This is a genomic window from Hydrogenobacter thermophilus TK-6, assembly GCF_000010785.1.
Classification (GTDB): domain Bacteria; phylum Aquificota; class Aquificia; order Aquificales; family Aquificaceae; genus Hydrogenobacter; species Hydrogenobacter thermophilus.
This window is the reverse complement of record NC_013799.1, coordinates 135,648-151,166: the sequence shown is the minus strand read 5'-3', so window position 1 is coordinate 151,166 and position 15,519 is coordinate 135,648. Positions and strand designations below refer to the sequence as shown.

The 15,519-nt window shown below is 41.4% G+C and carries 13 protein-coding genes; 6 read left to right on the top strand and 7 right to left on the bottom strand.

Features of this window, described 5'->3' with window-relative positions; translation table 11 throughout:
- The first annotated feature begins 61 nt into the window (after nucleotides 1-61).
- On the top strand, nucleotides 62-3,139 hold the full coding sequence (locus HTH_RS00735) for a C-terminal helicase domain-containing protein (protein ID WP_012962794.1): 3,078 nt from the start codon (nucleotides 62-64) through the stop codon (nucleotides 3,137-3,139).
- On the top strand, nucleotides 3,120-5,462 hold the full coding sequence (locus tag HTH_RS00730; protein ID WP_012962793.1) for a hypothetical protein: 2,343 nt from the start codon (nucleotides 3,120-3,122) through the stop codon (nucleotides 5,460-5,462). The genes HTH_RS00735 and HTH_RS00730 overlap by 20 nt, the downstream gene beginning before the upstream one ends.
- Here HTH_RS00730 and HTH_RS00725 read toward each other — a convergent pair.
- The 5 genes from HTH_RS00725 to HTH_RS00705 are packed head-to-tail and all read right to left on the bottom strand — an operon-like array spanning nucleotide 5,459 to nucleotide 10,363.
- Nucleotides 5,459-5,875, bottom strand: a complete 417-nt coding sequence (locus tag HTH_RS00725; RefSeq protein ID WP_012962792.1) for an archease — start codon at nucleotides 5,873-5,875, stop codon at nucleotides 5,459-5,461. The two genes, HTH_RS00730 and HTH_RS00725, sit on opposite strands and share 4 nt — an antisense overlap.
- The gene (dapB, locus tag HTH_RS00720; protein WP_012962791.1) at nucleotides 5,872-6,675 is read right to left on the bottom strand and encodes a 4-hydroxy-tetrahydrodipicolinate reductase; all 804 of its coding nucleotides are present in this window, start codon (nucleotides 6,673-6,675) and stop codon (nucleotides 5,872-5,874) included. The genes HTH_RS00725 and dapB overlap by 4 nt, the downstream gene beginning before the upstream one ends.
- Nucleotides 6,672-6,923, bottom strand: a complete 252-nt coding sequence (locus tag HTH_RS00715) for a hypothetical protein (RefSeq protein ID WP_012962790.1) — start codon at nucleotides 6,921-6,923, stop codon at nucleotides 6,672-6,674. Before HTH_RS00715 ends, dapB begins: the two co-directional genes overlap by 4 nt.
- Nucleotides 6,924-6,948: 25 nt before the next feature.
- Nucleotides 6,949-8,247 (bottom strand): amidohydrolase, encoded by a 1,299-nt coding sequence (locus HTH_RS00710; RefSeq protein ID WP_012962789.1) that lies wholly within the window; start codon nucleotides 8,245-8,247, stop codon nucleotides 6,949-6,951.
- 16 nt (nucleotides 8,248-8,263) lie between these two features.
- A complete protein-coding gene (locus HTH_RS00705) occupies nucleotides 8,264-10,363 on the bottom strand; it encodes a RelA/SpoT family protein (protein WP_012962788.1) in 2,100 nt (699 codons plus the stop codon).
- Nucleotides 10,364-10,411: 48 nt separating this feature from the next.
- Between HTH_RS00705 and HTH_RS00700 the strand changes: the two genes are divergently transcribed.
- The 4 genes from HTH_RS00700 to mrdA are packed head-to-tail and all read left to right on the top strand — an operon-like array spanning nucleotide 10,412 to nucleotide 14,451.
- Nucleotides 10,412-11,443, top strand: a complete 1,032-nt coding sequence (locus HTH_RS00700; protein ID WP_014462534.1) for a rod shape-determining protein — start codon at nucleotides 10,412-10,414, stop codon at nucleotides 11,441-11,443.
- Complete coding sequence (gene mreC / locus HTH_RS00695; RefSeq protein ID WP_012962786.1) at nucleotides 11,440-12,240, top strand: rod shape-determining protein MreC; 801 nt, start codon at nucleotides 11,440-11,442, stop codon at nucleotides 12,238-12,240. The genes HTH_RS00700 and mreC overlap by 4 nt, the downstream gene beginning before the upstream one ends.
- The gene (locus tag HTH_RS00690; RefSeq protein ID WP_012962785.1) at nucleotides 12,237-12,692 is read left to right on the top strand and encodes a hypothetical protein; all 456 of its coding nucleotides are present in this window, start codon (nucleotides 12,237-12,239) and stop codon (nucleotides 12,690-12,692) included. Before mreC ends, HTH_RS00690 begins: the two co-directional genes overlap by 4 nt.
- The gene (gene mrdA, locus HTH_RS00685; RefSeq protein WP_012962784.1) at nucleotides 12,679-14,451 is read left to right on the top strand and encodes a penicillin-binding protein 2; all 1,773 of its coding nucleotides are present in this window, start codon (nucleotides 12,679-12,681) and stop codon (nucleotides 14,449-14,451) included. The genes HTH_RS00690 and mrdA overlap by 14 nt, the downstream gene beginning before the upstream one ends.
- On the opposite strand, the gene HTH_RS00680 is transcribed toward mrdA, so the two are convergent.
- The gene (locus HTH_RS00680) at nucleotides 14,444-14,986 is read right to left on the bottom strand and encodes a class I SAM-dependent methyltransferase (protein ID WP_012962783.1); all 543 of its coding nucleotides are present in this window, start codon (nucleotides 14,984-14,986) and stop codon (nucleotides 14,444-14,446) included. The genes mrdA and HTH_RS00680 overlap by 8 nt on opposite strands.
- 10 nt (nucleotides 14,987-14,996) lie before the next feature.
- Nucleotides 14,997-15,482 (bottom strand): DUF2249 domain-containing protein, encoded by a 486-nt coding sequence (locus HTH_RS00675; RefSeq protein WP_012962782.1) that lies wholly within the window; start codon nucleotides 15,480-15,482, stop codon nucleotides 14,997-14,999.
- Nucleotides 15,483-15,519 lie beyond the last annotated feature (37 nt).

The following is a 15,519-nucleotide window of genomic DNA, read 5'->3' as shown; positions in this document are numbered from 1 at the left end:
CTTGTGGACTGAAAGCTTTCTAAATTTCTCACCCAGCGTATTAAAATAAAGTGATAATAAGATGGCAAACAAGTTTGTCCAGTTTTTGGGGTTTGCCTTTGAGGGGGCTTTTAAGCTTGGTTTTTTAAAAGATCGTATAGAGGACTATCAGCAGTTTAAGGAAAGGCAGGTGTTTGAAAAACTAAAGCAGGAGTTTATACATGAACACTTTCAAGAGCTTGAATACATCTGGGAGCTTCTTGAAAGAAACATTCCCTTTGATCCAAAAGTTGAACAGCCAGAGGAGTTAAGAGAGCTTGGCCTGCAAGATGATCATAAAACTCATTTACTCTTTGTGTTTCTGGTAGGCTACTATGAAGGATACTTTTATGGGCTGAGCTTTGGAGACTTAGAGCTAATCAAGTATACCATAGGTGAAGAAAGCTCACAGGCAGGTGTATACTACAATGCGGACCTGATTTTTAAGAGCAACAAAACTCTCTATGTGGCTGACTTTAAGCTAAGCGGAGTTCGTTCCCAGCTTACCGATATAATAACCAAACAAATAACCCAACAAAAGGTAGCTATACCATTTAGGAACTACGGACTTCCTGTGAATTTAGCTCTGGGTGAGCTAACCTTTGAGGGCTTTTTGAAAAGCTTAACTCTGCTGGAAGATGAATTGCTTTCTTTGCAAGAAGCCTCACCTGAGCTAAAGGGCTTTCTGCAGGTGGTCTCTTATGCAGTAGATTACCTGCACAAAGAGAAACCAGAAGACATAAAGGAGGTGTGTTTATCCTTACTCTACCCGCTTGCGGAACCCTTTATAGCGAGATTTTACCTGAGAGGGGAGGACCTCAGTCAATACAGGGAAAAAATTATCAGCCTATATGACAGGATAAGACGACTGGAATTAGAATATAAGCAGGTAGAGAGCCCATCTCTTGCGAGAATAGAAAGATTAAGGGAAGAGATACCAAAGGAGATAGAAAACTTAAAACAACAGATAAAAGTTAGAGAAAAACAAGAAACTGTATTATCTCCAGATAGCATATATGCCTCAAGGGAGCATGTGAGTAAAGTCCTTGACAGGTTTTTTATGGACCCTGACCCAGTAAAGGCAGTATGTCTGTTTCACTCAGCAGGAAGCGGAAAAACCACCCAAACAAGGAAAAAGATTCTTCAGATGGAAGGAAAACACATAATCCTTTATATGGCAACCAGGAAGATACTCCTGGATAGAGAGCAAAAAGAACTAAGAAAACTCAAAGATCAATATAAAATAGAGATAGTTTATGAGAAAAGCGCCAAAAAAGACAATGAATGGGTTAGAAACATTGGAGATACCTATAAGGACTTGCCCAAAGATAATGCAGGCATACTTAAAAAAACAGTAGAGAAAATAAGAGAATTAACTACAAAAGATCACAACTTTATATGGGCTTTTGCTACACAGCAAGCTATAGTAGGAACTCTTTATAAAGATAGCACAGCAGAATACTTAAAAGAGCTACTCAGTAAAAGGATAATAAATCAATACACTTTTCACTTTATACTTGATGAGTTTTTTGGACACAACAACGGACTGTTTGCGATAGAAGAGTTTTTCAAAATTCTGAATTATGTAAAAAAAGAAGGAGGCAGAGTCAATCTTTACCTTTTTGATGCCAACGGCTTTGCACCGCCACTTTTGGAAAAACTTTTGGAAGAGTACAAAGAGTTTCAGGTTATGCCAGATGCTACTATACTTTGCGAATACAGTTCTGGAAATGTTTTTAAAGAAAGAGATATAAAAGTTTATGTTAGCGCAAAGCACGGATATCCCTCCCCTCGGATAAATCTGGTAAAGAAGTTTATATTTTTGTCAGAGGAAGAAGTGAAATTAAAGAAAAAACCAGAAGATGAGCTTATAAATAAAAAAATCGCAGAGTATATAGAAAAAACCTTCAAAAATTACAAAGAAGAAAGCACAGCTTTAGTATTTGTCCAGAACAGAGGACATATAGCTCGTCTTAGAGAACTCTTAGAAGGAAAAGGCTTTAGCTCTATGGTAGCCACTGCCAATTCCAAAAGAAGCCAAAGGGAAATAAACGAAGGTAATCAAGATATCATACTCTCCACATCCGCTATATCAAGAGGCATAGACCTATCAAGACCACACAAGCCTGTAAATCACATATACACAGTCATATACGATTGGGGGATTGAAAAGAATATGGTAGAGCTAATACAAGCCGTATCCAGAGCAAGAGGAGACAAAAAAACAGAATCAGAGCCCAAGACCATACACCTCATCTACTTAGTTTATCCAACAAAAAATGAAAACATCGCCTACCTTGAAGAAGATACTATACATAAGGACCTTATTAGACTTCTTAACGAAAAGATAAATCTACGAGAAAAAATCTACCTTGATGATGTCATTACTCAGATAATAACCCAGTTTATAAAAACTCCAGAAGAAAAAAGCAAAGTATTGGTGCCTTTGGGCGAGCAGTATAAAAGCGTATACATTCCCAACAAGATATCAGAAATAGAAGGATGCCTTAGTTTTCTGAATGACATATTGGAATTAGAGAAGGATGATGAGATAAAGAAAAATATACTAATTCTCATAGAAGTGCTAACCGAAGCTCTTTATGTCTCAGTTGTAGATATAAGCTTTGATAAAGAGATGGAGTATTATCATCCTTATATACTCTTCAACAACCAAAGGGTAAGGTTTGGATTTGATAACGAAAGCAGAGGTCGGGCAAAAAGTCTTTTTTATAAGGTAAAAGAAAAATTAGAAGAGCATAATCCAGAAAAAACCGAGGATATTGAAGAAATAATAAATAGCTTCCTACCAGTCCAAGAGAGCGCACTGCCTGTTTTGGTACCCATTTATTCAATTGTTTTGGTTAAGCACTTCTTAAAAATCAATGAATTGCTTGGGTTTACTATTGATAAGCGTATAGGAAGGGGGAAGGCGGAAACTCTGCTGGGAAGCGAGAAACCAAGAACTTACTGCTTTAACGGAGAGCAAGATAGGGAGTATGCTTGTATACCTTTAGGAGAGGAGTATCCTTATAAAGAGGTTTTGAGTGGAAGGTTTGTTAAATTTCCTATAGAATTTATAAAGTACCTTCTGGAGGAGAGGAATGGTGGAGATAAGGGGTAAGGAAACGCCTAGTTGTATGGAATACTTTGCGAAAGGCTTGCGAGTTTCTGAGAATGGCTTTCTGTATGGCGGTGTCTTTTGGTGTGGTGATGAAAATTACGCAGAGAGTCTTTCAAAACTTCTATACAAGATTATAAAGAAAAAAGACAAACTGGAAGAATGCAAAAAGATGTTTAAGGAATTTTTGGAAAAGGTAGATTTTTCTCTGCAAGGAGAAGCTATCTATAAGAAGGACAGAGTAATATGGTTAAAACCTCGGGAGCTTTTCAGAAAGGAAAGAGAGGCTGTTTTTGAAAGGTTCAGGAAGGATAAGATATTCCGTCTTGCGGAAGGTGTTGTGTCAATTGCCAGCCAAATAGAAAAAAGTTCTGGACTTGCTTTCTTGAGAATCTTGGAAGCTCAAGGGGAAGATATTACCAAGGAGAGTGTATGGAAAGGTAGAGAAGATCTTATAGACATATGGAAAAATAAAACAGAAGATGGGGAGATAAAGGAGTATCTTTCAAAAGTTGCACAGATAGGGTATATAATAAAAACCTATCTTGCACCCGAGGATTTTAAAAAACCTTCCATTTTTAAGCTGTTTAGTTATCTTGCACCCTTTGATTTCAAGATTTTTGAAGATGCGTATTTGGTAAGCAGAGCAAGGCTTTTTGAGAGGAAAACAAAAGCTGAAGACCTTATAGAAGAGCTAAAGCAGGAAAAAGTTATCTGGGAGGATCTTCTGTATGCTTTTAAAAAGGAAGGTATCACAGAAGAGGAGCTTAAAAAGGTATTGGAAAAGGCTTTTAATGAAAAATTCCTGAGGAAGCTTCGCCAAGATTGGAAGGAGCTATTGAAGGATATTATTAAAGGAGAAGAAAAGAAGGCTATAGGTAGCTTTGTGAAAAAACAGATGCGTGAGGAAGGTTGGGTCAGCTACGGCAGTTTCAGAGTTCCCAATAAGGAGATAAGTCTTTATATTTTTTATGAGAAAGGTGTAGAGAGTAAAGTTGAAAAGTTCAAAGAAGGCTTGGAGAAGTCTGCTAAAGCGTTTAGCAGATTCACAGGCAACATAGGCATCAAAATTGAAAGATCACTCCCAATAGATGGGTTGATACCGGACTTTGATAAATTGAAGAACATGAACTTCTCAAACCTTCTGCACCAGGACTCTTTTGAACTTCTGTTTAACCTTGCGTATTTCAACTGCAGGTTGAAGGGTTTCGTTGATGTTATGCAAAATAAGAATCCTGTGGGCATTTTACTCTTGCTTGATACGGATATAAGAGAAGATGGCGGAGGTTATTCTTTCTGGGATGCTTTTAACTTCATTTACGAGTTTTTTAGCTTGCCTGTGCAAACGCTAAATAAGACTACTATAAATCTTTTCTGTGGTTTTTCTGAAGGGAAGATAAAGGAAAAAGAGGTGCAAGGCGTATATAAAAACCTATTCATTAGCCTTTTGAAGGATTTAAAGACTTTGGAGTTTGAGTTTGAAGGATTCAATCTCCCAACCCAACTGAATGTTTTTGCCGTTCTTGAAAAACCTTCTACAGGATTTTGCTACAGAAGGGGAGATCCTACTCAGAAAGCTTACAGGCACTTCCTTTATGAGATATACAAGATCAGTGTGAATGGAAATAGGGCAACGGTGGAATTGGAGGATAAATACCTTGTCCTCACGGGTGGCTTGGACTTTGAGGCTGACAAGTTCAGAAGGTGGATAGAGGAAAAAGCGAAAGATGGGGAGACTAAGTTCTGCTTTATAACCGCAGGTGCTTGGGAAGACTCTTACATGAATGAGATAATAAGTAAATCCGGAGAGAGCAGTAATATAAAGTCCAAAAGTTTATTTGTAGAGTATTCTGAGCTTCCAACCGCATACATATCCGACAAGGCTCAAGAAGATTGTTTTGTTATATACACCAGCGAGTTTGAGAAGCTAAAGGAAAGCTTAGGAATTAGCAAAGAGAGTAATAAGGTTAGCTTAGCTATAAAGCCAGCTGATATTAAAGATGAGAGTAGGTTTAGATTAGATGATGGGGAATTTTTCTATCACTCTTCGCTTCAGGTGTTTTCTACCGATGGTCTGGGATGGGAGAGGGATGATGTTTATTCGGAGCGTAGAAATCTATTTCTTTTTACCCTTCTGGCTCTATCTCAGTATGAGAGCGAATCTTTTCAATCTCCCTATAGCAAGCTGGACCTTTGGCAAAAGCGCAAAAGTCTTTATCTGAAAATCAGGAGGAATCAAGGAGAGTACCAGATACCTCTGAACGCAGTACTTTATGAGATGATATACCTCATAAGCAAAATTCCAGCGGATAAGAACTTAGGTTAAATATCAAAGATCACCTCCGCCATGTATCCCTCTGAGGTTTTTTCCACCTTTAGTCTGTGGTAGGTTGCCGCTTTTATGACCAACTTAGATTCGTTCTTTTCGGGATCAAACTTATCTCCCATGAGTTTAACTTTTATGTGCTTCTCTGAAAGCTCCAGCACATGACACTTGGAAGCTACAAACTTTTTAGTTTCGTGCAAAACTATAGCTTCATTTATTATATCTACCAGTAAATAGGGAAAATTAGCGTGCACTTCAAGGATATAACTTTCTCTGCTTTCTACTGTGTCTATATCCGTCATTTCATTGAAGGTGGCAAGTATAGCTTTACATATTAGCTCTTCAAGGGTTTTTGCCCTTACCCGCACACCAGCATCCGCTGTGATGTCTTCTATAACTTCATAAAAGCTCATAGTCCAAGCACATCAAACATGGAGTAAAGTCCTGGTGGTTTGTCCTTTATCCATCTGGAAGCTTCTATAGCACCCTTTGCAAAGGTATCTCTTGATGTTGCCCTATGAGTTAGCTCTATCCTCTCTCCAAAGCCAAGCAAGTAAACGGTGTGATCTCCCACCACATCCCCACCTCTTATAGCAAAAACGCCTATGTCTTTATCCTTTCTCGGTTGAATGTCCTTCCTTCCAAAAACTGCATGGTCCTTTAGAGGTACTCCCAGCTCCTGCGCCACTATGCTTGCAAGTTTTAGAGCAGTACCGCTTGGTGCATCCTTTTTAAACCTGTGGTGTATCTCCGATATTTCCATATCAAAGTTTTTGTCTTTGAGAGCTTTTACCGATATCTGTACCAGCTTGAAAAGAAGATTAACGCCCAAGCTCATGTTGGGGGAGATCAAAAGAGGAGCATTTTGGGAGCACTCCTCCATCTCTTTCATTTCCTCTTCAGAAAAGCCTGTGGTTCCTACTACTGCAGCTTTGCCAGCCAAAGAAGCTATCTTAGTATGAGATACTGCAGCAGAAGTATTTCCAGAAAACTCAATCACCACATGGCAAAGAGACACCACTTCTTCCAACCTTGAGGTCAAAACCTTCCCTCTGAGTTCAGGTATTCCTGATGCCTCCCCCAAATCGGTGCTTCTTACGCAATCTGGGTGCTCTACACCTGCTACTATTTCAAAATCTGAGTACTCAAGGGATAGCCTTAGGATGGTTCTTCCCATCCTTCCAAGCGCACCGCAGAGTACCGCTTTAGTCATTCCTCCTCACCCTCTCCAAACATCATATCTTCAAGCTCTTCGAGAGCTTCCTCTGCCTGATCGGGTGGTACCACAGAAGGATAGAGGGCTATCTTTATGTCCTCAGTAAAGAGGAAGCGGGCAAGTATCTCCTGAAGTTTTTCCATTTCTTCTGGTGTAAGATCGCTCCTGATGCTCTGCTCAATGGGCTTGCTGGTGAAGAAAAAACCTACTAAACTGAAAGGGACTGCGTACATTTGTTCTTCCATGATACTCTCCTTACCAAGATTTTCACTAAAAATATAACATATTTTTCTCCCTCATAAAGCCTGTGATTTTTTCCCTCCACTTTTTGGCTATGTGCAAAAGCTCCTCCATATCTATAGTTTTTAGCTCTCTTCTTTCCATAATTACTTTACCTCTGCATATAACCGTGTCTATATCGGATGATTTTGCAGAGTAAACTATCTGAGCCACTGGGTCATAAAGGGGTTGAAGGTGAGGCTTTTGTGTGTCTATAAGTATAAGGTCTGCTTCGTAGCCCTCTTCTATCTTGCCAGCCTTTATTCCACAAGCTAAAAACCCATTTTCGGTTGCTATCTTTAAGGCTGTTCTTGCATCCATGGCTTTTGCTGATAAGCTGTAGCCTTTTTGAAGCTTTGCCATCAGCGACATTTCTTCCAGCATGTCCAAGTTATCGTTGGAGGCAGGCCCATCTGTTCCCAAGCACACATGTATTCCCATACTTATGTACTCCCATACCGGTGCTATACCAGAAGCAAGCTTGAGATTGCTCTCCGGACAGTGAAGCACTTTGGCACCTCTCTCTTTAACTATGGCTTTCTCCTCCTCGTCAAGCCAGACCATATGTGCCATAAGCACCCTGTCTGAGACAAATCCAAGAGATTCAAGGTGCTTTACGGGAGTTTTTCCGTACTTTTCCTTTACGCCTTCCACCTCGGACTTGGTCTCTGCCACATGCGTATGTATAAGTACTCCTTCCCTTTCTGCGAGCTCTTTCACTTTTAAGAGGGTTGTAGGTGAGCATGTGTAAGGAGCGTGCGGACACAGAACGGGAAAAACAAGCTCCTCACCTTTGAAGGTTTTTATAAACTCCTCAGCCCTTTTTAGATATTCCTCTGGACCTGATGCCACCTTTGTTGGAAAATCAAGGATGCCAAAACCCAAACCTACCCTTATGCCTGCGGAAAGTGCCACCTGTGCTACAGCCTCTTCAAAAAAGTACATATCCATAAGAAGAGTTGTGCCCGACATGATGCTCTCCGCTATGCCAAGGAGCGCACCGTCCCTTACGAACTCTGGCGATACAAACTCAGCCTCCAACACCCATATAACCTTCTGGAGCCAGTCCATGAGCGTAAGGTCTGAGCCTATGCCGCGCAAAAGGCTCATGGAGATGTGCGTGTGCATGTTGGCAAAGGAGGGTATGGCTATCTTGCCATCGGCTCTTATGGTATGTCTGGCTTCTTCCTTTATATCCCTTTCTATTCTTATTATCCTGCCTTCCTTTATGGCTATGTCAAAAATTCCTCTATCCGGGACGATGGCTTGCTTTATAAGGATGTCTAACATGGAATTATATAATAACTCAGGAAAAGACCCTCTCGCATATCTCTACTCCTTCAACAGACCTTATGGTATCTAAGAGTCTCAAAAACTCCGCATAATTGCTTACCTCTACTAAAAACTCCATAAAGGCTTTACCTGTGCTGGTACTTTTGGTTTTTGCCTCCAGTATATTAGCTCCAACCTTAGAGATGCTGGATGTGATCTCCGCCAGCACACCCACTTTATCCTTTACCACCACCCTGATCCTAACTGGATGCTTTCCACCTGATACTCTCCACACTACAGGAATTACTTTTTCAGGCAGATTCCTCTGTATGTACTGTAAGTTTGGACACAGCTTTGAGTGGACAACTACACCTCTTCCTCTGGTTATCACACCGTAAACCTCCTCACCCGGTATGGGAAGACAGCAAGTACCAACCGAGTGAAGAACGCTTCCCAAGCCATCTATGATAAGCAGGTCTTCTTTCCTCTCCTCTTTATGCTTTTCCTTTATCTTTTGCTGAAAGAGGGAGTATATCTTTTCCTTGCTTACTTTACCGCTACCTACTGCTACCAAAAGATCTTCCTCACTTTTAAAGCCAATCTCTTGCAATAGCTTTTCAAGGATGGCTTCCTTAGAGAGTTCCAGCTTGTAGGTTATTTTATCCAGTATCTGCCTTCCTTCCTGAAGGTATCTCTCCTTTTCCAGCTGTCTTAGGTACGCCTTTATCTTGTTCTTTGCCTTTGAGGTCACAACGAATTTGAGCCACTCGGGATTAGGTCTTCTGCTGGGATTTGTGATGATCTCCACCATATCACCGTTTTGAAGCTTGTAGTTTAAAGAAACTATCCTGCCGTTTACCTTTGCACCTGCACATTGATTTCCTATATCCGTGTGTATGTGATAGGCAAAATCAACAGGTGTGGCACCTTTGGGAAGCACCAGAAGGTCTCCCTTGGGAGTAAACACAAACACCTCCTCGGAGAAAAGCTCCATCTTCATGTTCTCTATAAGTTCTTGTGGGTTTTTGCTACCTTGAATGCTCTCCACCAAGCTCTTTAGCCAGGCGTAAATGCTGTTATCTTTTAGAGTCTTCCCCTCTTTGTAAGCCCAGTGAGCTGCTATGCCCTTCTCTGCTCTTTCGTGCATCTCCCAAGTGCGTATCTGCACCTCCACCATTCTCCCTTTAGGACCTATTACTGCGGTGTGAAGGGACTGGTAGAGGTTGGGTTTGGGAAGGGATATATAGTCGTCAAATTTACCCGGCACAGGCTTAAAAGTGCTGTGTATTATACCCAGTACCAGATAGCACTCCTGAGGTGTGCTTAGTATCACCCTAACACCTAACACATCGTGAACATCCTCCAGCTTTATGCCTTTTCTGACTGTCTTCTGCCATATACCGTAAAGGTGCTTAGGTCTGTACATAATGTGTGCGTCTATGTTAAATGTTCTAAGAGCTTCTTTTAGCTTGGGAATAAAGCTCCTTTTAAGATATTCCTCCAGGTCCTTCTTACTCCTGCCTACAAAATTCTTTACCCTCTCGTACTCAGCAGGATACAGATACATAAAGCACAGGTCCTCAAGCTCCGTCTTTATCTTCCAAACGCCCAATCTGTTGGCTATGGGTACATATATCTCAAGGGTCTCCTTTGCTATTCTCACCTGCTTATCCTTTCTGAGATATCCAAGGGTTTTCATGTTGTGCAATCTATCCGCAAGCTTGACGAGTATAACCCTCAGGTCCTTGGCGGTAGCCAAAAGTAGCTTTCTGTAATTTTCTGCCTTCTGCCTCTCCATATCTTTAAACTCAAACTTTCCAAGCTTGGTAACGCCCTGCACTATATCCGCCACCCCTTGACCAAATTTCTCTTTTAGCTCTTGGTAAGTGGTGGGTGTGTCTTCTAAAACATCGTGCAAAAGAGCTGCTACTATGGTATCTGCGTCAAGACCCATTTCTGCTAAGGTGATGGCTACCTCTATGGGGTGCATAATGTAAGGCTCGCCAGAAGCTCTAACTTGATGCTCGTGTCTTTCCTCAATAAAATCTATAGCCTTCCTTACCTTCTCTCTATCCTCACCTTCAAAGAATTTTAAAAGCCCCTCAACCTTGAGTTTTTCAGCAGCTGTGTGCATACTAATAAGTTAATGTCTTTTTTGATAAAATGTTTTAAAGGAGGAGATATGCTTGATAGACTCATGTCTCTTTTAGGTTTTTTCTCCAACAACATAGGTATTGACCTAGGTACCGCCAATACAGTCATATATGCAGACGGTAAGGGTATAGTCCTCTACGAGCCTTCCATAGTAGCCATAGACACAAGGACAAAGAGGGTTATTGCGGTGGGTAGAGAAGCCAAGGAGATGCTTGGCAAGACTCCCGAAAGCATACAGGCAATAAGACCTCTCAGAGACGGCGTAATAACGGACTTTGAAGCTACCCAGGTTATGCTCACCTACTTCATAGACCGAGCTATCGGCGGTGGCATATTCAGACCAAAACCGCGCATAATCATAGGAGTTCCCTCAGGGGTCACCCAGGTGGAAAAGAGAGCGGTTATTGACGCAGCAAAAGGAGCGGGAGCACGGGAAGTCTACCTAATCCCAGAACCGATGGCAGCAGCAATAGGGGCTGGATTGCCTATAGAGGAACCCATAGGAAGCATGGTCGTTGATATAGGTGGGGGCACTACAGAAATAGCGGTTATATCCCTTGCGGGTATAGTGGTTTCCAACTCCATAAGGGTGGCAGGGGATGAGATGACAGAGGCTATCATACAGTATATAAAAAAGAAGTTTCACATGTTTATAGGAGAGCAGACCGGAGAGAGGATAAAGATAGAGCTGGGAAACGCCATATACGAAGAGGAAGAGCGTGAGATGGAAATAAAAGGAAGGGACATCACAGGTCTTCCTAAAACTGTAAGAATCACCAGCAGGGATGTGGTAGAATCTCTTGAAGATGTTATAAGTTCCATAGTAAATGCCATAAGGATAACGCTGGAAAGAACACCCCCTGAGCTTGCATCAGACATAGCAGAAAGGGGGATTGTGCTGGCAGGTGGTGGCTCCCTTCTGAAAAATCTCAACATAAGGATAGAAAGAGAAATAGGGATAAAGACATACTACTGCGATGACCCCCTGACTGCGGTTGCAAGAGGCGTGGGGAAAATTTTGGATCAGATAGACTTAATAAAGAGAATATCTATGGAATGAACAAAAAGAGGCTCCTTCTTTACCTGTTTCTTTTCTCTTTAAGCCTTCTCACTTACTTTTTAAATATCTCCTCCAGCAGATATACATCTTTTCTTTTTGATACTCTCTACAGTTTGATCCTGCCTGTCATTGAACTCAAAACCGACATAGCCAATGCGGTCAAGGAGGGAGTGAGCAGATATCTTTACCTTGTAGAGGTGGAAAAGAAGAACAAGAAGCTATCAAAACAAGTGCAGGAGCTTTACTTTTACAAAAGTCAGCTGAGAGCATGCCAGATGTCTTTAAAAAGCGTCTCGGAACTTTTAGGCGTAAAAAGTGAGGAATTTGGAAGGGGTCTCATCTTTGCAAGCGTTTTAGGATACGACCCGTCTGGAAGAGACACTTTTATCATCATAGACAAGGGTAAGGATCAGGGTGTGGAGGAAGGCTTTGTGGTTTTTTACAAGGATATGTTTGTAGGTTTTGTAGAAAAAGTCTTTGGTAGCTCTTCACGCATAAGAACCGTTTACTCCAGGGATCTTACAGTATCTTCAACTACAGAAGCTACAGGAAAGAGCTACATATACAGAGGGGGATGGATGTACGGTCAGCTCCTTTATGTCCGGCTTGAGGACCAGGTCCAGAAAGGTGATGTGGTGCTTTTGAGAGATACAAAAAAAGCTCTCCCAGCTTTTGTAATAGGAACAGTCTTTAGCGTAGAAGAAAAGGGTGATCAGTTTTTTAAAAGAGTTTGGGTAAATCCCTCCATTGATATAAGACAGTTGGAGTATGTGGTAATAGTAAAGGAAAAGCTATGAGATTCTATGTGCTTTCTTTAATTTTGGCTTTCTTGCAGGCGTCAGTGATAACTGGCGCCTTTGTGTCAAATCTCTATGTACCTGACCTTGTTCTTGTATACCTCTTTCTCCACCTTAGCAGAGAAAATGCCGTGGACATAAAAAAGCCCTTGCTATCTGGACTTTACCTTGACATTATGTATGACTCCTTTGGATGGAACACCTCAGGAAAGCTTTTTAGTGCTTTTATTCTTGAACTTCTCAAAAGTAGGTACATATTTGCAACTCGCCTGTCTGTAATAATATCTTACAGTTTGATAGCGCTGAGCGAACACCTCCTCAGATATGCCATCTTCAGGCTAAAGTATTACTATCCCTTTGAGCCTTGGCTTTTTTTTGCTGGTTTTGTAGTAGAGCTTTCTCTCTTGTTTTTCCTCACTTTCTTTATAATCAAAGGAGATGCCAAGACGTAGATTTATCTTTCTTGCAGTGCTTGGCTTAGCACTCTACTTGGTGGTGCTTTTAAGGCTCATACATCTGCAGATTTTTAGAAGGTCATACTACGCAGAGCTTTCCAAGAAGAACTATCTTAGATTAAGAGTGCTTTATCCCCAAAGGGGGGACATCTTAGACAGAAATGGAGAGAAGATAGCTTACGATGTGCCCAAATATATACTGTTTTTAGACCCGCAAAAGCTTGAAGATGCTGTATCCTTAGGGGATCTTCTCTTGGAGCTTAAAAACCTCTTTGGTGTGGACCTAAAGGAGAGTGATTTAAGACAAAGAATGAAAGGCTTTGAACCCATACCAATAAAAACTCTTGAGAGTCAGGAGGAGATAGACAGGTTTTATAACAACAGCTACAAACTTCCTGGAGTATTTATAAACATGGTCCCTCAGAGGTACTATTCCTATGGAGAGATAACAGCTCACATAACAGGGTATACGGGTTATCCTACTCAGGAGGAGCTCAAAAAGTACAAAGGAAGAATATATACGCAAAGCTCCGTAGGTAAGTTCGGTATAGAGAGAGCGCTGGACCATCTCCTTTTGGGTTTTATTGGAGGTGAGGAGATCATGATAAATGCGGTGGGAAGACCTATAAGGGTAGTAAGGAATATACCTTCCAAAAAAGGTGATACAGTGGTTTTGACTATTGATGTAAGAATTCAGAGGATAATTTACCAAGTTTTTGCGGAATCTGGACACAAAGCAGGCGGGGTTTTGGTGCTTCATGCAAAGACAGGAGAGGTGCTTGGCATGCTGAGTTATCCTTCCTTTGACCCAAATGCGGTTTCTGACAGATGGAAGGAGTATGCCTCAGACCCTTACAAACCTCTATTCAACAGGTGTCTTTTTGCCAAATATCCACCCGCCTCTGTAATAAAGCCAGCTCTTGCTATAGCACTCCTTGAGAAGGGACTTTCTGTTAAAGAGGGTGTTGTATGTACTGGCGAGTTTCAGCTTGGTAACAGAACTTTTTACTGTTGGAACAGACACGGTCACGGTTGGGAAAATGTCAAAACCGCCATAAGGGATTCCTGCGATGTCTTCTTTTACCACTACGGTTATTACAAGTTGGGACCCAGGGGCATAGAGGAGATTTTAAGAGCCTTCTCTTACAGTGAAGGTATCCCTTTTGAACTTCCCTGTGCCAAAGGCTTTATACCAACACCTGCTTGGAAGAAAAGAAGATTTGGAGAAGCCTGGTATGGAGGCGACACGGTAAACATGTCCATAGGTCAGGGCTATATAACAGCTACACTGTTGGAGCAGGTGCTTATGATGAGCGGTATAGTCAATAACGGCGTGATATACAAACCTACTCTACTGAGGGAGATAAGGGATCCGTCTGGAAAGGTGGTGTGGAAAAACAGAAAGTCAGTTTATAAAGTGATAAAAGCTTCACCGGAGTACTTTAGTGTGGTAAGGGAAGCATTAAGGGATGTGGTAAGAAGGGGAACAGCTCAGTTAGCTAACTCTCACATAGCGGAGATAGCTGGCAAGACTGGTACAGCGCAGGTGTCTCCCTTTAGCACAAGGAGAAAGCACCTACCTTACCATCTGAGAGATCACGCGTGGTTTGTAGGCTTTGCACCTTATAGGGACCCTATCTTCATAGTAGGTGTTTTAGTAGAACACGGTGGTTCCGGAGGGGCAGCCGCAGCACCCATAGCTAAAAATGTTATAGAGAGAATATATGTAGAAGGCATAAACAAGGAGTTTATGTGATCTTTCTACCAACAAAAGTTGATACATTAAAGTTTTCCGCATGATAAATGAGCTCAAGGTCCTTGAAAAGGTCCGGAAGTTCTCCACACTTAAGAAGGTAAAGGGGATTAAAGTCCTCCCTTAGGATGATGTGTTTTTCGTTGTAAGTTTCAAAGATGAGAATCCCACCTGGTTTTAAAGCCTTCACTATAGCTTCCGAAAGTTTTCTGTTGAGGTAATAAAAATTTATTACAAGATGGTAAGTATCAGTGGAGAGCTTGTATTCATCAAGGTCAGCGCATATAAAGTTGACTTGGACACCTTCTTCCAAAGCTCTCTGTTTTGCCTTATCTATGGCTACGCAGGATACGTCAATGGCATCCACATTAAAACCTACCTTTGCAAGAAATACAGCGTTTTCTCCTGTACCGCACGCCAGCTCCAAAGCTTTTCCTACAGGGGCAAGATGATAAAACTCAAGAAGCGTCCTGTGGAGCTGTGTTTTCCAACCACCTGCATACCTTTTATCCCATCGCTCTCTATCTTCAACGGACATCAATATAAAGTTATTCTTTGAGTTTTTTTATGCCTATCTTCCAGAAATCCTCCTTAACTTCTACATACCTCCATCCCACCTTCTTGGGAAAGGCAAAACTCATCTGGAAATAAAGTGGTAAAGGGTCATGGTCGTTGATGATGTAAAATCCTTCACCCTTTTTTAGCTCTGAAAACTTTTTCATTACAAGGGGATGTCTTGCTCCGTGTTCCACAAACCTCAGATCTATAGTTTCACCTTCACACTCCTCATCTTTTCCAAGGCTTATCTCAAGAATGCTTGCTCTGTCTACAGGTATAAGAGCAAAGATGTCACCCTCTTCAACTCCAAAAACACACGGAGACTGAGATATACCAAACTTTTGACCCAGCATGTACTTAGCACTTCCCTCCAACAGTATGTAGATCCTCCTATAGCCCCTTGCAGATGGTAAGATTCCCTCCTGAGAAAGCATCACATACATATGGTTGAAACTACCCACCTGATTTATAACCATCTTCTCCTCCTTTTGGAAAAGGTTAGCCCTGTCGTTT